Here is a 23,374-nt window from a genome sequence, read left to right as displayed (position 1 = left end):
TTATCTCGTCCCCTGGCGGGCGGGATAACAACATCCTGGAATTAGGCGAGAGTTGATCCCTCGCCTAATTCTTGGTTGTCACCTGGACGTGTTGAAAAAGGCGACTGCCGTGCGGGCGACGTGGTCGTGTACGCTCTTTCGCTCTAAGCCAACGGCGTCTTGGAAGACCGCCGGCTCCGCTTTCATGCCCTGAGGCGTGGGTTCTGGCAAAAAAGTGTAGTGGCCCACGCCACCTTGCATGATTTCCAGGGAACTCGACCGCATTTTGTTGTGAAGCCAAGAACAACATTCTGTGGCCGGTGCGATAGCGTCCGCATCGCCTCCGATGATGTGAACAGGCGTTTTTATCTGCCCAAGGCTTTCTTCGGTAATGCCAAGGACCGAGCGGCCTGGCGCGATCGCCAAGGCAGCCTCAAATCTATCATCCTTGAAGCTGTTCCTTCGTCGATTCCATGATTCCAGAAAAATTCTGTTCCGAAGCAGCGAAGGAATGTGATCGGCCAAATCCGGGAATTCTCTTGGGCCTCGTATTGGACTCTTATGGGGATTATCCGGCTCGAACTGCGAGTAGCCAACGCGCGCACCTGAGACCAGCATCGTGGTGTAGGCGCCGGCGGAGAAGCCCGCGACATAGGCACGGCTTTCGAGCGCCCCACCCAAAGCCTCTTTCCAGTCATGGGCATCGAGCAAGGCGCTCAAGTCGCTCGCTCTCTCCCAGAGACAGAGGAAGCCTTCGGGTCTGTATGGCTCGGTGCCTGTATGACCATGATGGTTGACGCCCAGGGCGACAAAGCCGGATTGCGCCAAACCATGTCCAAGCCATTCCAATCCAGCAACGACACCGCCCGAGCCATGAGACAAGAGCACTACAGGTCGCGGATTAGGAGATATTTTGATCGCCGCATTGAGGGCGACCGGTTTTTGCTTAAACCAAGAAGGCGCGGACGGTGGAATTTCAATCGCCTTATCGACGGCAGGATACCAGGCAGACCAAGCTAGCGGACGCGGGCCGGTGCCGTCCCAGTTCGTTCGATTCCCATCGAAAGATAAACCCTGACGAAAGCCTACGGGCATCGCTTTCCCTTTTGCGGCGACAATCTGAGTGTTGCCGCCGGGCAGTTTACGGCGTCATTTGCGGCAACACATATGGGATCGTGGATGACTTTCTGAAGCCGATCTCAAAAATCGATCGCCCGCCCATTGATCTCCCAATCGCCGAAGCGCGAGGGTTCGGCGCCACCGCGGCCGCCGGTTTCAGGGGGAAGTTCGGGCTGGGCTTGGGCTTTGCGGCGCTCTTCGGCCTCGGCGAGCGCTCGCTTGGCAGCCGGCGAAAGCGGTTTGCGGGGCGCTTCGGCGGAGTCGATGTCGCTTTTATTATCGTTATCTGCAATCTGCATGGCGTGATGGGGCCTAGAGCTGTTGAAATAGGCGGGTGAATAGCCAAATCATAGTGCGTCCGACCGCAAAGAAAAAGGTTCGGGCTGACGATGTGATGGAGACATCAGATGAACCTCATGCGCACTGCGATGTTGCTTGCCTTCATGACCGCCCTGTTTATGGGCGTCGGCTATTTGATCGGTGGTCAAGCCGGGATGATGATTGCGCTCGTCGCCGCCGCCGGCATGAATTTCTTTTCCTATTGGAATTCCGACCGCATGGTGCTCTCCACCTATAACGCACAGGAGGTGGACGAGCGCGGCGCACCGGAATTCTATCGGATCATTCACGACCTTGCGCGCAATGCTGGCCTGCCGATGCCGAAGGTTTATCTCTATGACAGCCCGCAGCCGAACGCCTTCGCCACAGGCCGCAATCCCGAAAACGCCGCAGTCGCCGCCTCGACCGGCTTGCTCAACGCCCTGACTCCAGAGGAAGTGGCCGGCGTGATGGCTCATGAACTGGCGCATGTGCAGAACCGCGATACGCTGACGATGACGATCACGGCGACGCTGGCCGGGGCCATCTCCATGCTCGGCAATTTCGCCTTCTTCTTCGGTGGTCGCCGCGACAGCAACAATCCTCTCGGCATTGTCGGCGTGCTGGTGGCGATGATCGTTGCGCCCCTTGCAGCCATGCTGGTGCAGATGGCAATCAGCCGTACGCGTGAATATTCGGCCGACCGTCGTGGTGCGGAAATCTGCGGCAATCCCCTTTGGCTCGCCTCGGCGCTTGGCAAGATTGCCCGCGGGGCGGAGCTTATTCCGAATGAGGAGGCCGAAGGTCATCCGGCGACGGCGCATATGTTCATCATCAATCCGCTTTCCGGTGCCCGGATGGACAATCTGTTCTCCACGCATCCGGACACGGAAAACCGCATCGCTGCGCTGCACGAGATGGCGCGGTATGGCGGCGGCGCAGGCCCTACCATCAGCACATCGCCCGGCTTTGGCTCGACGGGACCGATCTTGACTGCTAATCCGGTGCGCAAATCGCGCTCCGTACCGAATACGGGTCGCGGTGGTTCACAACCGCCGAAGGGGCCTTGGTCTTGAATTCCAACAATAAGAAGCCTTTCAACAAAGACGGAAGACAATCGCGAAATCGCCCACCGCAGCATCGGCCGCCTGATTCGGCGCCTGCCAAGCCCGGATTTGCCGCCCGCGCCGCCGCGACGAAAATCCTGGCGGCCGTTATCGACCGCAAGACACCGCTCGACGGCATGCTGGATGCCGAAGGCGGCAATCCTGCCTATAAGGCGCTTGGCGAGAGCGACCGAGCGCTGGTGCGTGCCATTCTGAACTCGGCGCTGCGCCATTTGCCACGCATCGAGGCGGCGATCACGTCGCTGCTGGATTCGCCGCTACCGGAAGGTGCGCGCGCCCTTCATCATGTGCTGGTGGTGGGCGCCGCGCAGATACTCTATCTCGACGTGCCGGATCATTCCGCCGTCGATATCGCGGTCGAGCAGGCCAACCAGGACCCGCGCAACCGCCGTTTTGCCAAGCTGGTCAACGCCATTCTCCGGCGAATTGGGCGGGAGAAGCAGGAAATTCTGGCCCGTGTCGCCAATGTGCCGGCCATGCCGGCTTGGTTCCTCGCGCGTCTGGAAGCAGCCTATGGCACTGACGCGGCATTGAGGATTTCCGATACGCAATTGCAGCCGGCAGCGATCGACGTCACGGTGAAATCCGATGCTGAAGATTGGGCGAAACGCTTGAATGGCGTCGTTCTGCCGACCGGCGGCGTGCGGCTTGCCGCCTTCGAGGGCTCGATTCCGTCGCTCGATGGATTTTCCGAGGGGGAATGGTGGGTCCAGGATGCCGCCGCCAGCATTCCGGCAAAATTGTTCGGTTCGCTTGCCGGCCGCAAAGTCGTGGATCTGTGCGCTGCACCCGGCGGCAAGACCGCGCAGCTCATCCTTGCCAGTGGCAAGGTGACCGCGCTCGACCAATCCGCCAATCGCCTCAAGCGGCTCTCCGCCAATCTGGCACGGCTCGGGCTGGAAGCGGAAACCGTCGTCGCCGATATGGCCAGGTTTCAGCCCGATGATCTCTTCGACGCCGCTCTTCTCGACGCCCCCTGCTCTTCGACGGGTACCACCCGTCGTCATCCCGACGTGCTCTGGACCAAGGGGCCGGAGGATATCGCCAAGCTTGCTGCTCTGCAGGAGCGCTTGCTTCGCCATGCGTTGACCCTGGTCAAGCCCGGTGGACTTGTCGTCTTCTCCAACTGTTCGCTCGATCCCGAAGAGGGCGAGGATCTCGTCGCGCGCGTCCTGGCCGAGACGGACATGGCCGAGCGCGTGCCGATCAAGCCCGAGGATTGGCCGGGTCTCGAGGCCGCGATCTCACCTCTCGGCGCTTTCCGCACCACGCCCGACATGCTGCCGCTTTCCGGCGGTTTCGCGTCCGGGCTGGATGGATTCTTTGCCGTGGTGCTCCGCCGCACACGATAGTGGCGAGCCTCTCTCAATTGCTTACGCTCGACTTGATCAAAAATAGGGCACAATGTCCTTATTTGGCATATTCCTAACCTCTTCTTAACCACCGAGATAGAGAGTAAGCATAAGCAAATATGCAGGTTTTCCGGCAGGGTTCGGTGAGTTTACACATGCGGGAAGCATGGCGGCGAATGTCGCGCCGCACGGCGTTGGCGCGATTGCGTCTTACCCGCCACACGATGCGTGTGCCGGAACGATTGATCGTGGCTCCGACGGACCTGCGCAGCATCGATCCGTTCTTCGTCGAAGAGCTTTTGAACGGCCGCATCCTCCTGGCCGGCCGGGTGCTGGAATTGGAGGGGCAATCACCCTTCGCCCTGGAGCTGCCGTCGCAGGCTTTTGCCGCCCGACTGCACAGTTTTCGCTGGCTGCGGCATTTGCGGGCGGAAAAGAGCGATCAGGCCTCGGCCTTAGCGCGATCCATTCTCAACGACTGGATGGCCGTGCACGGCCGGCGGCTAAAGGGAATAGCCTGGGCGCCTGATACAGCTGCCCAGCGGCTAATTGCCTGGCTGTCGCATTCGCCCGTGGTCCTGCAGGGCACGGATGGCGGCTTTTATCGTCGTTTCATGCGCATGCTGGTCTTCCACGTCCGTTATCTCCGCCGCGTGGCGGCAACGACCCGTGACGGCGAGACGCGGTTCCGGGTGCGGATCGCGCTTGCCCTGTCCTCGGTCGCCATGCCGAACGGCGCCTCGACGTTGAAGCGTGCCGGCCAGGCGCTCGACCGGGAAATCGACCGGCAGATCCTCCAGGATGGCGGACATATCTCGCGCAATCCGCGTGTGGCGCTGGAACTGCTGCTCGATTTGCTGCCGCTGCGCCAGACTTACGTCAATCTTGGCCATGATGCGCCGGCCCGGCTGATCCCCGGCATCGATCGCATGTATCCGGCCCTGCGCTTCTTCCGGCATCAGGATGGCGATCTCGCGCTCTTCAACGGCGCGACCTCGACGCTGGCCAACGAGCTGATGTCGGTGCTGCGTTATGACGAAACCGCCGGTCAGGTGTTCAAGGCGCTGCCGCATACCAAATATCATCGGCTGGCCGCCGGACATGCAGTGGTCATCGTCGATACGGGGGCGCCCGCTTCCGCGGATTTGAGCCGGACGGCGCATGCCGGCTGTCTGTCCTTCGAAATGTCCTCAGGCAAATCCCGCTTCATCATCAATTCCGGCTCGCCGAATTTTGCCGGTGACCGCTACATCCAGGCGGCCCGCGCTACGGCGGCGCATTCCACCGTGACGCTCGACGATACCTCGTCGAGCCAGTTTTCCAAGTCGAAAACCCTCGGCCCGGTGATAGTCAGCGGCGTGAAGAAGGTCATCGTCGAGCGCGCCGAAACCGAAGATGGTCGCGATTATGTCCGGGCTGTCCATGACGGCTACCTCTCGACCTTTGGTTATGCCCATGAGCGCGAGTTGAGCCTGAATGCCAACGGCACCATTCTTGCCGGCCGCGACCGTTTTTTTGTGCCGGAGGGCAAGAAATCGCTGCTGAAGGGCGATGGTCTGGCCTCAGCGCGTTTTCACATCCATCCTTCCATCAGCCTGCTCCAGACCGAGACCGACTCTGCCTTGCTAATCGCGCCGGATGGGGAGACCTGGGTATTGTCCTCGCCGGGCAACGAGGTGCTGGTCGCCGAAGATATCTTTTTTGCCGATGCTTCCGGCATGCGTTCTTCGGACCAGCTCGAGATCGTTTTCCCGATCGCCGAAAAGCCGGAAATCCGCTGGTTTTTATCCTATCGGCCATAGGCTAAGTGCTTAAGCTGTGTTAACGGGGCGGGCATATTGTCCCGCGCCGTTGTCGCCGGACATCTCCTCACGCTAGACTGGAGAAAGCACATGGCCGTCGTTTCCAAAAAAATCCCAGCCCCCGACAAAGTGAAGGTGAAGACCGCGCTTCTGTCCGTCTCCGACAAGACCGGTATCGTCGAGCTCGCCCAGGCGCTCAGCGACAAGGGCGTGCGGCTGTTGTCGACCGGCGGCACGCACAAGACCATTGCGGCCGCGGGCCTTGCCGTGACCGATGTGTCCGACGTGACGGGTTTTCCGGAGATCATGGACGGCCGCGTCAAGACGCTGCACCCGAAGGTGCATGGCGGCCTGCTTGCCATCCGCGACGATGCCGAGCATCAGGCGGCGATGAAGGAGCACGGCATCGAGGGCATCGACCTGGTCGTCATCAATCTCTATCCCTTCGAAGATGTCCGAAAGGCCGGTGGGGATTATCCGACGACAGTCGAGAATATCGACATCGGCGGCCCCGCAATGATCCGCGCTTCGGCCAAGAACCACGCCTATGTGACGATCCTCACCGATCCGGCCGATTATCCCGAGCTGCTGGAGCAGCTTTCGACCGACGCCGGCCAGACCGCCTATGCCTTCCGCCAGCGCATGGCCGCCAAGGCTTTCGCTCGTACAGCGGCCTATGACGCGATGATCTCCAACTGGTTCGCCGAGGCGCTGGACATCGCCACGCCGCGCCATCGCGTCATCGGCGGTGTTTTGCGCGAGGAAATGCGTTACGGCGAAAACCCGCATCAGAAGGCGGCATTCTACGTCACCGGTGAAAACCGGCCGGGTGTCTCGACCGCGATGCTGATCCAGGGCAAGCAGCTCTCCTACAACAACATCAACGATACCGATGCGGCCTATGAGCTCGTTGCCGAGTTCCTGCCGGAGAAGGGTCCGGCTTGCGCGATCATCAAGCATGCCAACCCTTGCGGCGTCGCTACCGGCCCAAGCCTGGTCGAAGCCTATAAGCGGGCGCTGGCCTGCGACTCGGTGTCGGCCTTCGGCGGTATCATCGCGTTGAACAGCATTCTTGACGCCGCGACAGCGGAAGAGATCGTCAAGCTCTTCACCGAGGTCATCATCGCGCCCGAGGTCACCGAGGAAGCCAAGGCGATCATCGCCCGCAAGCCGAACCTTCGCCTGCTGTCGGTCGGCGCCCTGCCCGATCCGCGCGCTCCCGGCCTGACCGCAAAGACCGTATCCGGCGGTCTGCTCGTCCAAAACCGCGACAATGCGCTGGTCGAAGACATGGAGCTGAAGGTCGTCACCAAGCGCGCGCCGACGGCTCAGGAACTGGAAGACATGAAGTTTGCCTTCCGTGTCGCCAAGCACGTGAAATCGAATGCCGTCGTCTATGCCAAGGATGGCCAGACGGCCGGTATCGGCGCCGGTCAGATGAGCCGTGTCGATTCGGCCCGCATCGCTGCCATCAAGGCCGAGGAGGCCGCCAAGGCCATGGGGCTTGCCGAACCGCTGACGCGCGGCTCCGCTGTGGCTTCCGAAGCCTTCCTGCCCTTCGCGGACGGCCTGCTTTCGGCAATTGCCGCGGGTGCTACAGCCGTCATTCAGCCGGGTGGCTCGATGCGTGACCAGGCAGTCATCGACGCTGCCAACGAGCACAATGTCGCGATGGTGTTCACGGGCATCCGGCACTTCCGCCATTGACGACTTTACCCTCGCCCCTTCGGCAGGGGAATCGCATATGAGGAAGTTGTGGCGTTTGGTGAGGAATTGGATTCTGTAGGTTCTCCAGAAGTTGGTCTGGAGAGATTGCATGCGAGGCTTGCAGGATCTGTTTTGCGAATTGCCGGATGGTCGGGCAGCGAATGCCCGGCATTCTTTGGCTGATGTGTTGCTGATAGCCTTTGCTGCCATGTTGTGCGGGGCGGAAAGTTGCGTGGACTTTGCCGCCTTTGGCCGCGACAAGCAGGATGTGCTGAGCGAATTTCTGCAGTTGGATCATGGCGTTCCCAGTCACGACACATTTAGCCGGACGTTTCGTCTGCTGGAGCCTGCGGCATTCGAGGTGGTGTTTCGTCGCTTCATGACGGCCTTTGCCGCCGCGCTTGCCCATGCGCAAGGGGATCAGGACGAAAGACTGCCGGTGCTGGCGATTGACGGCAAATCGCTGCGCGGAGCGGTCGAGGCTGCTGGCAGCACGACGCCGCTGCATTTGGTGACGGTCTGGAGTGCCGAGCAACGGCTGGTTCTGGGCCAACGCCTGGCCGCCGGCCGCAGTGAAGTGACGGCGGCGCGTGAGATCATCGCCCTGTTAGATCTGGCCGGCAGCATCGTTACCGCCGACGCCTTGCATGGCAGTCGCCGGACGGCGCAAGCCATCCGGGCACGCAGTGGCGATTATGCCCTGATGATCAAAGGCAATCGCGGTCCGCTTCATCGGGCCGCGGCAGCCTTGTTCGCCAATGTCGAGCCGGCTGCCGCCGCAAGCCCGCACACATCCGCCGCGCACGGCCGGGTGGAAGAGCGTCGCGCCTGGGTCCGGGCGGTCCCGGATTGGGCCGAGACCTATCGCTTCGACGGCTTGGTCGCCATGGCCAGGATTGATGCGCGCCGCCTCGTCAACGGGCAGGAAGAACGCCAGACGCGATATGTCGCCCTATCGTGCCTGCTTCATCCCGACGAGGTCCTCAGGGTGGTGCGGGCTCATTGGTCCATCGAAGACAGCCAGCATTGGATTCTCGACGTCGCCTTCGGCGAAGATCGTATCCACACACGAAACGATCACACTGCGCAGAACCTCGCCATCCTCCGCCGTCTCGCCCTCAACCTGCTGCGATCCGATCCAACGAAGGACTCCATCCGCCTCAAAGTCAAAAAGGCGGGATGGAACAACTCCTTCCTCAAATCTCTCCTCGCTCAAATGCGATAGCCCTGCCCCTTCGGGGAGAGGGGCGCGCGAAGCGCGCGGGGTGTTACTGGGAAGTTATATATTGTTCGCAATGATATAGGCTGGTTCCGAATACGCCGAGCGACCCCCTCATCCGCCCTTCGGGCACCTTCTCCCCGCTGGGGAGAAGGGAGGAGCATATCCGCAAATCGATAGAGGGATATCTTACTTTGTCCTGTCAGCGGGATAGGGTGTCGGCAGCAGAAGCAGCAGCCCGCCGGCGAGGAAGACGATGAGCGTTGCCATGCCGAGGCGGGCGGAGCCGCTCCAATAGGTCATCAGCGAGAACAAGAGGGTCGCCATGAAGCTGGTGGCGCGGCCAGACAACGCGTAGATGCCGAAATAGCGGCCCGCTTCGGCAAGGCTGACGCTGCGGGCGAGATAAGAGCGCGATGAGGCCTGCACCGGGCCGAAGGCGAGGCCGATCAACAGGCCGTAGCCGATATAGGCCTTCTCCGCGGCCGTGCCGAACAGGCCGCCGGAATCGACCGTCGAAAGCGGCACGAGGCCGAAGAGCGTGAAGCCCGGTCCAGTGGAGATGATGCCGAGGGCAGCCAGCAGCAGCATGGTCAGGCTGATGACGACCGTTATCTTGGAACCCAGCCAGCGATCGACATAACCTGCGACGAAACAGCCGAAAATGGCGACGACGTTGAGGATAATACCGTAAATGCCGATCTCGATGGTCGGCCAGCCGAACATACCAGCGGCGAAGGTGCCGCCGAGGATTAGAAGGCCGTTGACGCCGTCCTGGTAGATCATGCGTGCAAGCAGGAAGAGACTGATGCCTCGGCGGCGCTTCAGTTCGCCGAGCGTCGCTGCGAGCTCATTCAGGCCGGAGCGAACCGATGCACCGAACGGACGGCCGCGGGGAGCATCCGGGGTGAAGAAAAACATCGGCAGAATGAAGAGAAAATACCAGACGGCGGAAATCGGCCCGGTGATGCGGGCATCTTCGCCGAGAGTGGCGTCGAGGCCGAAGAGCGGTGTCAGGCCGAGGATGGTCTTGCCGGTTTGCGGGTTGCCGGCCAAGAGCGCTACGACGGAGATGAGCACGATCATGCCGCCGAGATAGCCAAGCCCCCAGGCGGCATTCGACAACCGGCCGATATCGCTCTTGCCGACGAGCCGCGGCATCATCGAATCGTTGAAGACGATTGAAAATTCCGCTGAGATCGAAGCGAGGATCATGAAGATGACGGGATAGATCACCGGTGAGCCGGGTGCGGCTCCCCAGAGGCAGAAGAGGCTGGCGATCTTGATGACGGCGAAAAAGGCAATCCAGGGTTTGCGTCTGCCGGATTGATCGGCGATCGAGCCGAGCACCGGCGACAGCACGGCGATGATCACCGAGGAAATCGTCGCCATATTGCTCCAGGTCGTCTGCGCCGAGACCGGGTCCGCCGTCAGCCGGGCGACAAAATAGGGGCCGAAGATGAAGGTGGTAACGACGGTGAAGAACGGCTGCGCCGCCCAGTCGAAGAACATCCATCCCCAGATGCCTCGCGCCGGCACCTTCGCCGGCGCATCGTCTCTTATTTCTGTAGCCACCAAATGCCTGCCCCTGATTCCATAGCTCGTCTAGAGCGGTTCAGCGTTTCGCAGAATCGCTTTCCCGCTCTATCCCTTTGTTTTTTCGCATTCCGGACGGAAAACCGCTTCGCACTTTTCCTGGAATTGCTCTATCGAGCCGGGCGGACTGTCTCATCTCGCCCGGTCGTGCGCAAGGTCGGTCAGGAGGCCGGCGGCGACGGTGATCCGGGCAAGGTTCGGATCACCGCTTTCGCTGAGGCCCACAAGCTCTTCGGCAATGCGGTTGATGCGGATGCGGTCTTCGGCGTGCCATGCCAAGATCGGTTGCTTGTCCTTGGGATGGTTGCTGAGCGCCGAGATGACGATATCGCGACGGGCGCCGGCGATCTGGTCGAGACTGCGCGCCAACGCCAGGCTTTCATAATGATCGCCGGTGACGATGCGGTTACCGGCAAGCAACAGGCGGCCGACGCGGAAAGTCTGCGACACGGTGAAGTAGCTTTCGGCGGCGCGGTTGAGCGTATCGCCGGTGCGCTCGGCGATCTGCATGATCTCCGGCACAAGAACGAGTGCGTAGATCGTCGCAATCTCGGCGGCGAGCTTCTCCGGAAGACCGGCGGCCTGATAATCTGCCTGCCGGGTCGCGATCTCGGCGGCGAAATCCACCGGGATTTGGCTGAGGAAGACCGGCCGCAGCTTTTTCAATGCGGCCTGAAGCCGGCTAACAGTTTCCTCGATATCGCCCTTGGCGGCCCCGGTTTTCAGCAGCAGACGGGTCAGCACCGTATAGACTTCGGTGATTTCGCCATAGACCCGGTTCTGTGTCTGGCCGCCGACCTTGCCATCAAGCGCATCGGTCCCGTTCCACAGTCTGTCGAGATCGAAGCCGTCACGTGCCAGCACGGCAGCCTTGACCACTTCGGCGGCAGACGCCGCCGTCGCATCCATCATGCTGATGGCGAAGCCCGGCCCGCCGCGGTTGATCGCTTCGTTTGCGAGCGCCGTCGCGATGATTTCGCGGCGTAGCCGATGGCCAGCGATGTCGCCGGCATTCGAGCGCTGCATCTTCGCTGGGAAATAACGGCTGAGCGTCGCGGCAAAATAGGGATCGTCCGGCAGGTCGCTCGCTGCCAGGGCATCGAAGAGGACGATCTTGGCGTAGGAGAGCAGGACACCGATCTCGGCGCGGCTGAGCGGTCGGCCATTGGCGTAACGTTCGGCAAAGGTCTGGTCGTCCGGCAGCGTCTCGACCTTGCGGTTGAGCTGCTTGGCCGCTTCCAGCACGCTCATGAAGCGGCTGAGCTCAAGGGCGTTGCCGGTGCCTTTGCGTTCGGTCAGGGAGATCGCCAGCGACTGCAGATAGTTGTTGCGCAGCACCAGCGCCGCCACTTCGTCGGTCATCGAAGCCAGCAGCGTGTCGCGCTTGGCGCGCGTCAGGCGGCCGTCGAACATGGCGGATGCCAGAGCGATCTTGATGTTGACCTCAACGTCCGAGGTATTGACCCCCGCCGAATTGTCGATGGCGTCGGAATTGCAGCGCCCGCCCCTGAGGCCATAGGCGATGCGGCCCTTTTGGGTGACGCCGAGATTGGCGCCCTCGCCGATTACCTTGGCGCGAACCTCTTCCGCCGTGATGCGGATCGGATCGTTGGCACGGTCGCCGACTTCCGAATCCGTTTCGGCCGGCGCCTTCACATAGGTGCCGATGCCGCCGAACCAGAGCAGATCCACCGGGCTCTTCAGGATCGCCGTCATGATCTCGAAGGGTGTTGCCACCGTCTTGTCGATGCCGATGGCGGCAACTGCTTCAGGCGTCAGCGTTACCGATTTCGCCGAACGCGAGATGATCATCGCGCCTTTCGACAGGATGCTCTTGTCGAAGTCCTGCCAGCTCGAGCGGGCAAGGTTGAAGAGCCGCTGTCGCTCGGCGAGCGTCTTATCCATGTCCGGATCGGGATCGATGAAGATATCGCGGTGATCGAAGGCGGCGAGCAGGCGGATTTTCGGCGACAGCAGCATGCCGTTGCCGAAGACGTCGCCGGACATGTCGCCGACGCCGGCGACGGTGAAGGGCGTCGTCTGGATGTCGATATCCATTTCACGGAAGTGACGCTTGACGGTCTCCCAGGCTCCGCGGGCGGTGATGCCCATCTTCTTATGGTCGTAACCGGCCGAGCCGCCTGAGGCGAAGGCGTCGTCGAGCCAGAAGCCGGCTTCCTGAGCCAGGGCGTTCGCGGTGTCGGAGAAAGTAGCAGTGCCCTTGTCGGCGGCGACGACGAAATAGGAGTCGTCGCCATCCAGCCGTACCGTGTCCGGCGGTGGGACGACATCCGTACCGGAGATATTGTCGGTGATCGACAGCAGCGTGCGGATGTAAGTCTTGTAGGCTTCGCGACCAGTATTGAAGATTTCGTCGCGGGTGCCGCCGATCGGAAGCTTTTTCGGATAGAAGCCGCCCTTGGCGCCGACCGGCACGATGACGGCATTCTTCACCTGCTGCGCCTTTACCAGGCCAAGCACCTCGGTGCGGTAGTCTTCAGCGCGGTCCGACCAGCGCAGCCCACCGCGGGCGACCTTGCCGAAGCGCAGGTGAACGCCCTCGACCTCAACGCCATAGACGAAGATTTCGCGGAAAGGCCGCGGCTCCGGCAGACCATCCAGCAATTTCGGGTCGAGCTTGAAGGCAAGCATGGCCTTCGGCGTACCGTCCGGGCTTCTCTGGAAGTAGTTGGTGCGCAACGTCGCATCGACCGCGTTGACATAGCGTCGGAGAATCCGGTCATCGTCGAGGCTTGGAACGTCGGCGAGCTCGGTTTCGATGGTCGCATGCAGCTCGGAAAGCCGTTTCGTGCGGCTCTTGTCGCTGAGCTTGGGATCGAGCGTGTCGTGAAACAGGCGGAAGATCGAGCCTGCGATGCGTGGATATTTGTCCAGCGTCGCGGCGATATAATCCTGCGAATAGGCGATGCCGGCCTGGCGCAGATAACGGGCATAGGCGCGCAACACGTTGGTTTCGCGGGCGGAAAGATCTGCTGAGACGATCAGCCGGTTGAAGCCGTCATTGTCGATCGTGCCGTCGAAGGCGGCGAGGAAGGCTTCCTCGAGCGCTGCGCCATGTCGGGCGAGATCGATCGTCATGCCGCTGCGGGCTTCCAGCTCCATGTCGTGGAGAACGACATGGCCGGTCGCAGCGTCCTTGGCGGTGACGTATATGTCGAAGGTCCGCTCGCTCAAGACATTGAAACCGAGATTTTCGAGCAGCGGTACGCGGCGCGACAGCGCCAGATTGCCTTCGCCATGGAAGATCTTCAGCGACAGGATATCCCCTGCCTCGTCCTTGCGGATGTAGAAGGCAATGCGGATCTGTCCGGGGCCGGCAATGGCCGTGATATCGGGCAGGTCGGCAACGGCGTCGTCGGGCGAAAAGGCCTCCTGGAAGGCCTGGCTGACGGAGATATGCGGCGCCTTCGGCCCGGCCAGCATTTCGAAGCGGTCGTCCCAGCGGGCGGTGATGGCGCGGATAGCCTCTTCGAGCTTGGTCTGCGGAATGTGCGGAGTTTTGCCGACGCTGCGGCCGATGATGAAATGCACGCGCGCCACGCCGCCTTCCGGGAAGGCCGGATAGTAGGCGGAAACGCGGCCGTCATAGACGGTCTTCAGATAATTGCCGATCTTCTCGCGGACGACGGAATCATATTCTTCGCGGGGAACATAGACGATGACCGAGACGAAACGGTCGAAATGGTCGATGCGCGGCAATGCACGCACGCGGGGCCGGTCGGCAAGGTCGTTGATCTGTTCGGCAAAGCTTGCGAGCAGCATCGTGTCGATCTGGAAGAGATCGTCGCGCGGATAGGATTCCAGGGTGTTGTCCAGCATGCGTCCGGAATGGCTGGCCGGGTCGAAGCCAAAATGGTCTTTGACCTTCTGCACCTTCGAACGCAGCAACGGCACCTCGGCGGCAGCGCTCGTATATGCGGTCGAAGTGTAGAGGCCGACGATGCGCAGCTCGCCGGTGACATTGCCGTTGGCATCAAAACGCTTCACGCCGACATAGTCCATATAGGCGCGGCGGTGCACGACCGACTTCACATTGGCCTTGGTGACGATCAGGAAATCCGGGCCATCGAGAAAGGCGAGGATTTCCGGTGTGGTGGTGACGGCGTCCTTGCCCTGGCGCAGGACACGGACATCGGGATTGGAGAGGATGCCAAGGCCGGCGCCGCGGTCGCGCTCCACCTTGGCGTCGGTGCCTTTGCCGGAATAGACGTATTCGCGCATGCCGAGGAAGGTGAAATTGCCGTCGCGCAGCCAGGCGAGGAAGGCCAGCGCCTCGTCACGATCCGCCTTGCGGCGGCCGGCGGCCTCATAGGTGGAAAGCTCCGCTATCACAGTGTCCAGCCGCGCCAGCATCGGCTTCCAGTCGGAAACGGTCAGATGTGTCTGATCGAGCACGGTTTGCACGCGCTTGATCAGGTCTGCCGTCTGTGCCCCGGTTAGCGGCGACAGATGCAGTTGGATGTGGCTGACGCGATGGGAGGGATCGCTCGGTTGATCGGCGGAATAAAGCGCCGGCTGCTTGCCGTCTTCGACGACCAGGATCGGATGCACGGCCATGTAAAGGTCGCGGTAGCTGCTCGTCACCTCACCCATAGACGATTCGTAGAGGAAGGGCATGTTGTGGTCGGTGATCGACAGGATCGAGACAGGCACGCCGTCGGGGTCGATATTGGCAACCTGCTCAATATTGACGCGCGGAGAAGCGCCGCTCCAGGCCGCCAGTTCCCTGGCCGCATGCACTGAAGCAAGGGCGAGCATTTCCGGGCTGTAGCGCTCCAAATCGTCATTGCTCGCCCGGCCGAACAGAATCTCCGGATCGAGATGTGCCTCGCCGGTCGCGGCGGCGATCTTGCGCGCCGCTTCGATCTGCTTTTCGCGCTTCGGATTAGTCCTGGATGCCATGAAATTCCTCCCTTATTTCAAGAGTTTTGGTCACCTTATCAGAAGGTCTATCGAAAAAACTGGCAAAATGAATGCGGATTTCATTGCTTTTCGACCGATCTGGCCTCGAATTTTGAAGAATCTTGCTGGCCTGTGAGATCTCACTGCAAACCGCATGAAAATTGGGGCAAAATTGGCGGGCATTCGCTACTCAACAGAGGGTTTCATGACTCTGTGAAGTGTAGTTGACAGAGTGACGATAAAGAGATCATCAACGGCGCCATCGAAGTCGCAAGATCGGAACTGGAAGCAAGCATCATGTCGGACACTGCGGCGGGCGCCGTTATCGTCATCTCCAGCCATGTCGTCAGAGGTTCCGTCGGCAATCGCGCCGCCGTCTTCGCGCTGGAAACCTTGGGGCATCCGGTCTGGGCACTGCCGACCGTCGTTTTGCCCTGGCATCCCGGCCATGGCCGTTCGACGCGGCTAACCTTCAACGAGGCGGATTTCGACCACGCGATCGACGATCTCATCGCCGCGCCCTGGCTGTCGGAGGTCAAGGCGGTGTTGTCGGGTTATTTCGGCAATGCCGCGCAGGCACGCTCCGTCGCCCGGCTGGTGACGGCGCTGCGGGAAAAGAACCCCGATCTCTTCTATGCCTGCGATCCTGTGATCGGCGATGCTGGCGGACTCTACGTGCCCGAGGCAACCGCGGAAGCAATTCGCGATCACCTCATTCCGCTGGCATCATTAGCGACGCCGAACCGCTACGAGCTTGCCTGGCTCGCCGGTGCGCCGCTGGAGGACAACAATGCCGTCATGGAGGCCGCCCTGGCGCTCGGACCATCGCGCATGCTGGTGACGTCGGCCGTGCCGATGATGACCGGCGGCACCGGCAATCTCTATCTCAGCGGTCGCAACGCGCTGTTTGCCGAACATCGCAGCATTGACAATGCCCCGAACGGGCTTGGCGACCTGCTGTCGGCCGTGTTCCTGTCGCGGCTTCTTTCCGGCATGGAGGAAGAGAGGGCTTTGCAATTGACCACGGCCAGCGTCTATGAAGTGCTGGCGCGGGCAGTCAAGCGCGGCAGCGACGAGCTGACGCTCGCGGCCGACGCATCCAGCCTGTCGACGCCGATGGCAATGGTGCAGATGCGGCGCTTGCTGCATCCGGCGCAACGGCGGAAGAAGTAGCTGTCCAGTACGTCGGGGACGTTTTTGCGGTGCAATAGTTGCCATCGGCCGCGCCGCACTGTAATTCAATGTCATGCAAAGCTTTCCTACCTCCCTTCTGAACGGCTATCGCAACTTCATGCGCGGGCGTTACGTCGATGAGCGCGAACGCTATCGCAGCCTTGCGGAGGAAGGGCAGAATCCCGCGACCTTGGTAATCGCCTGTTCCGATAGCCGCTCGGCGCCGGAGACCATTTTCGATGCCGGTCCCGGAGAGCTTTTTGTCATCCGCAACGTAGCTAATATGGTGCCGCCCTACGAGCCGGACGGCCATTTTCACTCGACATCCGCAGCTCTGGAGTTCGCGGTACAGTCATTGAAGGTCTCGGATATCGTTGTCATGGGGCATGGTCGCTGTGGCGGCATCCGCGCCGCGTTGGACCCGAATGCCGAGCCGCTGTCGTCGGGCGACTTCATCGGCCGGTGGATGGGCCTCGTAAGGCCAGCCGCCGAACAGATCCAGAGCAATGATGTCATGACTCCGGCCGAGCGGCAGACGGCGCTGGAGCGCATCTCCATCCGCAATTCGCTCGACAATCTGCGTAGCTTTCCCGATATCAAGGCGCTGGAGGCGGAAGGGAAATTGAACCTGCACGGCGCATGGTTCGATATCTCCACCGGCGAGCTTTGGGTGATGGACCCGAAGACGCGCGATTTTATCCGGCCGGAAATCTGAGACCACGATAGGGCAACGAAAAAGGCGCTTCGGACCATCTGGCCGAAGCGCCTTTTGTTATACCCATAAATAAACCTCCACCTATGGTGGAGGACTGGACGAGTTCTACACGGTAGTTGAGAGACCTCCTGCTTGAACCGCTGGCGCGGCCCAGACTTCGAACAAGGAGGTTCTATGGATGAGCAAACGCTCTCGCATGCGACGTGGGACTGCAAGTATCACGTTGTTTTTGGCAGCAAATACCGAACGAAAAGACTCTACGGGGACGTACGGCGTGAGTTGGGAGAACTCTTACGTCGGCTGGCACAGCAGAAAGGCTGCCAGATCGAAGAGGGTCATTTGATGCCCGACCATGTGCATATGTTGATATCGATCCCGCCGAAATACTCGGTTGCGCATATTGTCGGCTTTTTGAAGGGCAAGACAGCCCTTTACGTTGCCAACAAATATGCGCGCAAGCGCCGCTACAAGGGTTATCACTTTTGGGCGCGCGGGTATTTCGTATCGACGACGGGCTACAACGAGCAGGTCGTCAGACAATATATCCGTAATCAGGAAAAGGCCGACAAAGCTTCCGACTTTGCCGACCTCTTCAATCGTAGCTACTAAGCGCTAACAAAACCGCTTCTAGCGGTTCAAGCGCAGCGTTTCAAACCTCCACCTTTGGTGGAGGTTATGACTTGGTTTATGGCCGTAATTATTGGCCGTCGATCTGCTTGCCAATATAGGCGATTGCCTGCTGGTAGACCACTGCATCGTTCCAGCCGCCGATCGCTGCGAAATTCGGTTCGCCCGGCTGATAGCCGAGACCCGGCTGCCAGCCATGGCCCCTCAGGAAATTCGCAGTCGAGGCCAGCGCGTCGGCACGGGAGCCGACCAGATCGACCTTGCCGTCGCCATCGCCATCGACACCGAAATTGACGACGTTTTTCGGCATGAATTGCGTCTGGCCGATTTCACCATGGGCCGCGCCGCGGGCGGACGGGCTGAGATAACCTTCGCCAACAAGCTTGAGCGCGGCATAGAGCTGATCGGTGAAAAAATCGGACCGGCGGCAGTCATAGGCAAGGGTCGACACGGCTGAGAGCGTATGCTGGTCACCCATGAAGCCGCCGAAACCTGTTTCCATGCCCCAGATGGCGATGATCGGGCCGGCGGGCACGCCGAAACGCTTCTCGATTTTTTGGAACAACGCGGCGTTGGCCTGCTTCATGCTCCTGCCGCGGCTGATGATCTGCTGGCCGCCGCGCTTCTTCATGAATTCGTCGAAAGAGAGTTTGAAGCTCTTCTGGCCGCGATCGGCGCGGATGGTTGGTTGATTGTAGTGCACGTTGGCAAAGGCTCGGTCGAGGACAGAGGCGCTAACGCCCTGAGCCTGCGCTTCCTGCTTGAACTGCTGCACCCAATTCTCAAAACCGGCAGACGAATTGCCGCAAGATGCGGCATTCGCGGCAAAGGGCGTTACCAACAGCAACCCGCCTGCCACGAGAGCTGCCATTCCAGACTTTGTCATGCGCATTCAGAGTCCCCGAATTCTTACCGCGCGAGGCGCGGTAACCGTTTTCGATGGCGCATAAGCCTTGCGTTTTCTGGGCTTATGCGCGGTCTTGTTGTCACCGGACCATGCCAGTATCCGGCGATTCTGTCATTATCACGTTTTAGCGATCAATATTTTCGCTTCACGTGAAACATTGTACCTGATGGCTACTTTGCAAAAGCCCCGCCTTTCTATCGGAAATGGCGAGGCTTTACTTTGAATCCTGCTTAACCAGCAAAGGTTGAAAAACCGTAAATGGTTTATAAACCGTTTATGCCGCCTGCTTGCGCGGCTTGATCAGGGCGCGGTTGATCAGGAGTTCGGCGATCTGGATGGCGTTCAGCGCCGCGCCCTTGCGCAGATTGTCGGAGACGACCCAGATGTTGAGACCGTTTTCGACCGTCGCGTCCTCGCGGATGCGTGAGATGTAGGTGGCGTCCTCGCCGGCGGACTCGTAGGGCGTGATGTAGCCGCCGTTTTCACGCTTGTCGATGACAAGGCAGCCCGGTGCCTCGCGCAGAATATCGCGGGCCTGGTCGGCGGTGATTTCGTTTTCGAACTCGATGTTGACCGATTCCGAATGGCCGATGAAAACCGGCACGCGCACGGCGGTGCAGGTGACCTTGATCTTCGGATCTAGCATCTTCTTGGTTTCGGCGAGTACCTTCCATTCTTCCTTGGTGTAGCCGTCTTCCATGAAGACGTCGATGTGCGGGATGACGTTGAAGGCGATACGCTTGGTGAACTTCTTCGACTCGATCGGATCGGCGACGAAGACGGCGCGGGTCTGGTTGAAGAGCTCGTCCATGCCGTCCTTGCCTGCGCCGGAGACGGATTGATAAGTGGAGACGACGATGCGCTTGATCTTGGCAAAGTCATGCAGCGGCTTCAGGGCCACAACAAGCTGCGCGGTCGAGCAATTCGGGTTGGCGATGATGTTGCGCTTGGTGAATTGGGTGACGGCATCCGGATTGACTTCCGGCACGATCAGCGGCACGTCGGAGTCGTAGCGCCAGGCCGAGGAGTTGTCGATGACGACGCAGCCCTGGGCGCCGATCTTCGGCGAGAACTTCTTGGAGACATCGCCGCCGGCCGACATCAGGCAGATATCGGTGTCGGAGAAATCGTAATTTTCCAGGTTGGAAACCTTCAGCGTCCGGTCGCCGAAGGAAACCTCAGTACCCTGCGAGCGGGCGGATGCGAGTGCTACGACCTCATCGGCCGGGAAACCGCGTTCGGCCAGGATGTTGAGCATTTCGCGGCCGACATTCCCGGTCGCGCCCGCTACTGCAACTTTGAAACCCATTTCTCAAGCTCTCTTTCTCTTCTCTCCTCTTGGGCGAGGGGGGAACAGCGGCCATGACGACCGGTTCCTGTCCCCGGCCGGGCCGGGGAGAGAGCGGCAGGCCAGAGACGTCAGACGGTTTTCGTCGTCGTTTTGGCCTTGGTTTTGGAAGAAACCGGAAAACGGAACTCCTGCCCGGCAAATTCTGCCAGGTGACCGAAATTATCGATCTGCTCGAAGCGAAGCATGGAGGTCTTCCTTTTCCGTCGCCGGTTCTAAGAGGTTTTCCACAGGAGTCAAGGATTTTGCGTTCCCACTTCCGTGGGAACGCGGAAATCAGGGGGAACTTTTAACGGTTGGTGTTGCGTGTGGATTCGTACAGGAACCAGGTGCGGCGTTCCGTCTCGTCCAGCCAGTTTTCGAGAAGGCTGGCGGTGGCGATATCGCCATATTCATCGCAGACGTTGTGGGTGGCGCGGATTTCGGCAGAAAGCTTGAGATTGTCGTCGGCCAGTTCGGCAAGCATGTCCTGCGCGTCGACATATTCGGCATCATTATCGGGGATACGCTGCAGCTTGGCGATATGGCCGATCGAGCGCAGCGTTGTGCCGCCGATCTTTCTGGCGCGTTCGGCAATTGGATCGGTCATGGCGAAGAGCTGCTCGCCCTGCTCGTCCAGCAGCAGGTGGTAGTCTCGAAAATGCGGCCCGCTCATATGCCAATGGAAATTCTTGGTCTTGAGATAAAGGGCAAAGACATCGGCCAGCAGGGCATTCAGCGCTGCGGAAATATCGCGTGTCGCTTCTTGGCTGAGGTTGGTACGGGTGCCCAATTTCGATTTGGTATTGGCGGTATTCATGATGACGTGCTCCGTTTCGTTGGTCGCAACAGCGATCGCTCAGAGTTTTTCGCAGGAATTAATGGCGTGCGCGTTCGCATGGGATCGCATTGCAGACAGGATCTGTCTTGAAAGTTTTCGCGGTCAAGATGTCGTTTGCAGCAAAACCGGCTGCGGGATCTACGGAAAAACCCGAATGGCAATGATAGTATGAAGACGGAGGCGGTTTGGCAATTGTCGCTGGAGTGGTCGACCGGTTCGGGACCATGGCATCAGGGAACGCCGCTTCCCTCGTCGAGAGGAAAGCGGCTCTACGGATAAGTGGTTACTTCAGGCCGCCGCCGGCATAGAGGGTTTCGCCCGTCAGCCAGCCGGAGTCCTTCGAGGCGAGGAAGACGGCAATCGGGGCGATATCTCCCGGCTGTCCAAGGCGGCCGAGCGGCGTCTGCGAGACCATCTGCTTTTCGAAATCGCTGCCGATGATGCCTGCGGCAATGACGCCTTCGGTCTCGACGCCACCCGGCGAGATGGTGTTGACGCGGATGTTGCGCGGACCGAGCTCCTTGGCAAGGATCTGGGTAATCGAAGTGACGGCGGCCTTGGTCGCCGTATAGACCGTGGCGGTCGGCAGGTTCATGGTGACGGCGGTCGAGGCGATGTTGATGACATTGCCGCCTTCTGGGCCGAAATGTTTCACCGCTTCCTGCGTCGTCAGCAGCGTGCCGAGGACATTGATGTTGAATTCGCGATGGAATTCCTCTTCGGTGATCTCCTCCAGCGCCTGGAATTGATAGACGCCGGCATTGTTGACGAGAATGTCGACGCCGCCGAATGCTTCCTTGGTTTCAGCAAAAAGACGCTTCACGTCGGCGGATTTCGAAACGTCGCCATGAGCCGCGATCGCCTTGCCGCCCTTGGCGGTGATCTCGGCCACGACCCTGTCGGCGCCTTCGCGGCTCGACGCATAATTGACCACGACGGCGGCACCCGCCTCGCCCAGTGCCTTGGCGATGCCCGCGCCGATACCCTTCGATGCTCCGGTCACGATCGCGACCTTACCTGCCAGCTTGCTCATGTTATCTCCTATCGAGATGATCGTTAGATAATTGGATGATTATCGAATTATTGGCGGAGATAAGGCCTTGATATGGTGGCCTTCATCCCGTCAGTTCGATATTTAGATAATCATCTAACTGATACAAGAGGAGAGGGTGCGGTGCGCAAGGAAAATGCCAGGAAAATGATTGTCAGATATTGGCGAGTTCCGCCATGTAGGCGCTCAGGACATCGCGCCGAAACACCAGGCTCGCGAACTTGCCGTCGCGTAGGATCTCGATGAGACCGGCGTTCTCGAGTTCCTTGAGGTGATGGGAAATCGTCGCGGCGCTGACGGTGTGGCATTGCGTCAGCACGCTGCAAGGCATGGGCTCGCCTCGACCGCCGATTTCCTTCAGCATCTGCACACGGCGCGGCTCGGCGAGCGCCCGGGCAATCAGTCCCATCTGCCTTTCGCTCAGTCGCGTCTGTCCTACATCGGTCATCGTCTTCGCCACACTCAAACGGGATGAATTTCCCGCAAATTCGCTGCTTCAGATATATGAATGCGGAGGATGCTTGGCAACCATTCGGGGTGTAGCGGTGAGTTGTACGGCATATCCGATGAGAAGGACTTTCTTTTTCCCGATCCGCCCTCGTGGTTCGAGGGCGCTGCGCGCCACCTCACCAAGGGCTAACCTCTCCGGCTTCCGCTTCTAGGGAAGGGCCTATCCTCTGCGGCTGGGCGCGGCATGCGCTCCACCCTCATCCTGAGCCTGTCGAGGACGAGGGTGGCTAAAGCTGCAGCCAAGATATCGCTGCCCCTTCAACAGCGGCAATCTCGGCACCGGCCAGCCGGTCTCGTCGATGCGGAAGAGCAGGCCGTAGCGGGAATAGACGATCGCCATCATGAAGGAAAACCAGCCGCCGAGCGCGAGGCCGGCGATGACATCGCTCGGATAGTGAGCGCCGATCATCACGCGTGTCGTGGCCAGCCAAAGGGCACATGCGGCGAAGATGTAGCGGTAACGCGGGAAGAGGAAGGCAAGCGCCATGAAGAAGGCGCCGATGGTGGTCGCGTGGCCGGACGGAAAGCTTTCAAAGCCAGCATGGCCGTTAAAGGGCGAGAAGCCGAAAGGACCCCAATCCGCAAAATGCGTGGGACGTGCGCGGCCGATGGCGCGCTTCAGGAGATTGGCAATGATACCCGAAAGCGCGATGGTCGTCAGCAGATAGCCGCCGATCTGACAGATGCGCAGGGCCTGGCAGCGGCTACGCGGCGATTGCAACAGCCGGCTACCGGCCCAGCCTTCGAAGAACAGGAAGGCGCTGAGCAGGATGATCCAGCCGGATTCGCCGAAATTGGTGAGCAACTTGCCGAAGAAATGAATGGGCGGAGCTATGTTCTTGATGTTTGCGCCGACCGGCCAATCGAACAGCAGGGCCGCGAGCAATACCAAATTGGCAGTCAGGAACAGGCAGACCTTCCAATGCGAGGGCGCAAAACCACTCTTGTTTCGCCGCCACCGCCTGTCGAGAGACGTCAAGATTGCCTGCATATCCACCGCCTCGCCACCATTTTCACCAGGTCGGCGATCACGCGTAGCAGGCTCCTGCTACAGTTTTTTAAAGGATTTGCGACGGCTGCT

The 23,374-nt window shown here is 60.3% G+C and carries 18 protein-coding genes; 8 read left to right on the top strand and 10 right to left on the bottom strand.

Annotated elements, in window-relative coordinates; translation table 11 throughout:
* Positions 1-78: 78 nt before the first annotated feature.
* Positions 79-1,074: an alpha/beta hydrolase family protein gene (locus CCGE525_RS22080; protein ID WP_120706155.1), complete on the bottom strand. Its 996-nt coding sequence runs from the start codon at positions 1,072-1,074 to the stop codon at positions 79-81.
* A gap of 104 nt (positions 1,075-1,178) precedes the next feature.
* Positions 1,179-1,397 carry a DUF1674 domain-containing protein gene (locus CCGE525_RS22075; RefSeq protein ID WP_120706154.1) on the bottom strand — a complete coding sequence of 73 codons (219 nt, stop codon included), beginning with the start codon at positions 1,395-1,397 and terminating at the stop codon, positions 1,179-1,181.
* A gap of 108 nt (positions 1,398-1,505) precedes the next feature.
* On the opposite strand from CCGE525_RS22075, the gene htpX reads away from it, so the two are divergent.
* From htpX to CCGE525_RS22050, 5 genes are all read left to right on the top strand, one after another.
* Positions 1,506-2,492 carry a zinc metalloprotease HtpX gene (htpX, locus tag CCGE525_RS22070; RefSeq protein ID WP_120706153.1) on the top strand — a complete coding sequence of 329 codons (987 nt, stop codon included), beginning with the start codon at positions 1,506-1,508 and terminating at the stop codon, positions 2,490-2,492.
* Entirely contained in the window at positions 2,483-3,895 is a 1,413-nt protein-coding gene (locus tag CCGE525_RS22065) for an RsmB/NOP family class I SAM-dependent RNA methyltransferase (protein ID WP_205587412.1), read from the top strand. The genes htpX and CCGE525_RS22065 overlap by 10 nt, the downstream gene beginning before the upstream one ends.
* A 176-nt stretch (positions 3,896-4,071) precedes the next feature.
* On the top strand, positions 4,072-5,697 hold the full coding sequence (locus tag CCGE525_RS22060) for a heparinase II/III family protein (RefSeq protein WP_425375879.1): 1,626 nt from the start codon (positions 4,072-4,074) through the stop codon (positions 5,695-5,697).
* A 90-nt stretch (positions 5,698-5,787) separates the two neighbouring features.
* Positions 5,788-7,404: a bifunctional phosphoribosylaminoimidazolecarboxamide formyltransferase/IMP cyclohydrolase gene (purH, locus tag CCGE525_RS22055; RefSeq protein ID WP_120706151.1), complete on the top strand. Its 1,617-nt coding sequence runs from the start codon at positions 5,788-5,790 to the stop codon at positions 7,402-7,404.
* A 109-nt stretch (positions 7,405-7,513) separates the two neighbouring features.
* Positions 7,514-8,629 carry an ISAs1 family transposase gene (locus CCGE525_RS22050; RefSeq protein WP_120706150.1) on the top strand — a complete coding sequence of 372 codons (1,116 nt, stop codon included), beginning with the start codon at positions 7,514-7,516 and terminating at the stop codon, positions 8,627-8,629.
* A gap of 183 nt (positions 8,630-8,812) precedes the next feature.
* On the opposite strand, the gene CCGE525_RS22045 is transcribed toward CCGE525_RS22050, so the two are convergent.
* Positions 8,813-10,201, bottom strand: a complete 1,389-nt coding sequence (locus CCGE525_RS22045) for an MFS transporter (RefSeq protein ID WP_120706149.1) — start codon at positions 10,199-10,201, stop codon at positions 8,813-8,815.
* A gap of 150 nt (positions 10,202-10,351) precedes the next feature.
* Positions 10,352-15,142 (bottom strand): NAD-glutamate dehydrogenase, encoded by a 4,791-nt coding sequence (locus tag CCGE525_RS22040; protein WP_120706148.1) that lies wholly within the window; start codon positions 15,140-15,142, stop codon positions 10,352-10,354.
* Positions 15,143-15,439: 297 nt separating this feature from the next.
* On the opposite strand from CCGE525_RS22040, the gene pdxY reads away from it, so the two are divergent.
* From pdxY to tnpA, 3 genes are all read left to right on the top strand, one after another.
* Positions 15,440-16,315: a pyridoxal kinase PdxY gene (gene pdxY, locus CCGE525_RS22035; protein ID WP_120706147.1), complete on the top strand. Its 876-nt coding sequence runs from the start codon at positions 15,440-15,442 to the stop codon at positions 16,313-16,315.
* A gap of 73 nt (positions 16,316-16,388) precedes the next feature.
* Entirely contained in the window at positions 16,389-17,030 is a 642-nt protein-coding gene (locus CCGE525_RS22030) for a carbonic anhydrase (protein WP_120706146.1), read from the top strand.
* A 174-nt stretch (positions 17,031-17,204) separates the two neighbouring features.
* Positions 17,205-17,639: an IS200/IS605 family transposase gene (tnpA, locus tag CCGE525_RS22025; RefSeq protein ID WP_120663694.1), complete on the top strand. Its 435-nt coding sequence runs from the start codon at positions 17,205-17,207 to the stop codon at positions 17,637-17,639.
* Positions 17,640-17,727: 88 nt separating this feature from the next.
* Here tnpA and CCGE525_RS22020 read toward each other — a convergent pair whose 3' ends face one another.
* From CCGE525_RS22020 to lpxE, 6 genes are all read right to left on the bottom strand, one after another.
* Positions 17,728-18,549 carry a lytic murein transglycosylase gene (locus CCGE525_RS22020; protein WP_120706145.1) on the bottom strand — a complete coding sequence of 274 codons (822 nt, stop codon included), beginning with the start codon at positions 18,547-18,549 and terminating at the stop codon, positions 17,728-17,730.
* Positions 18,550-18,838: 289 nt separating this feature from the next.
* A complete protein-coding gene (locus CCGE525_RS22015; protein WP_120706144.1) occupies positions 18,839-19,873 on the bottom strand; it encodes an aspartate-semialdehyde dehydrogenase in 1,035 nt (344 codons plus the stop codon).
* A gap of 328 nt (positions 19,874-20,201) precedes the next feature.
* A complete protein-coding gene (locus CCGE525_RS22010) occupies positions 20,202-20,711 on the bottom strand; it encodes a Dps family protein (protein ID WP_120706143.1) in 510 nt (169 codons plus the stop codon).
* Between the two features lie 304 nt (positions 20,712-21,015).
* On the bottom strand, positions 21,016-21,765 hold the full coding sequence (locus tag CCGE525_RS22005; RefSeq protein ID WP_120706142.1) for a glucose 1-dehydrogenase: 750 nt from the start codon (positions 21,763-21,765) through the stop codon (positions 21,016-21,018).
* 172 nt (positions 21,766-21,937) lie between these two features.
* The gene (locus tag CCGE525_RS22000) at positions 21,938-22,231 is read right to left on the bottom strand and encodes a winged helix-turn-helix domain-containing protein (RefSeq protein WP_120706551.1); all 294 of its coding nucleotides are present in this window, start codon (positions 22,229-22,231) and stop codon (positions 21,938-21,940) included.
* Positions 22,232-22,453: 222 nt separating this feature from the next.
* Positions 22,454-23,284, bottom strand: a complete 831-nt coding sequence (gene lpxE / locus CCGE525_RS21995; protein WP_281024638.1) for a lipid A 1-phosphatase LpxE — start codon at positions 23,282-23,284, stop codon at positions 22,454-22,456.
* Between the last annotated feature and the right edge of the window lie 90 nt (positions 23,285-23,374).

The sequence above is a fragment of the Rhizobium jaguaris genome (genome assembly GCF_003627755.1).
Taxonomy (GTDB): domain Bacteria; phylum Pseudomonadota; class Alphaproteobacteria; order Rhizobiales; family Rhizobiaceae; genus Rhizobium; species Rhizobium jaguaris.
The sequence above is the reverse complement of the archived record's forward strand: the minus strand, read 5'-3'. Positions and strand labels throughout refer to the sequence as shown.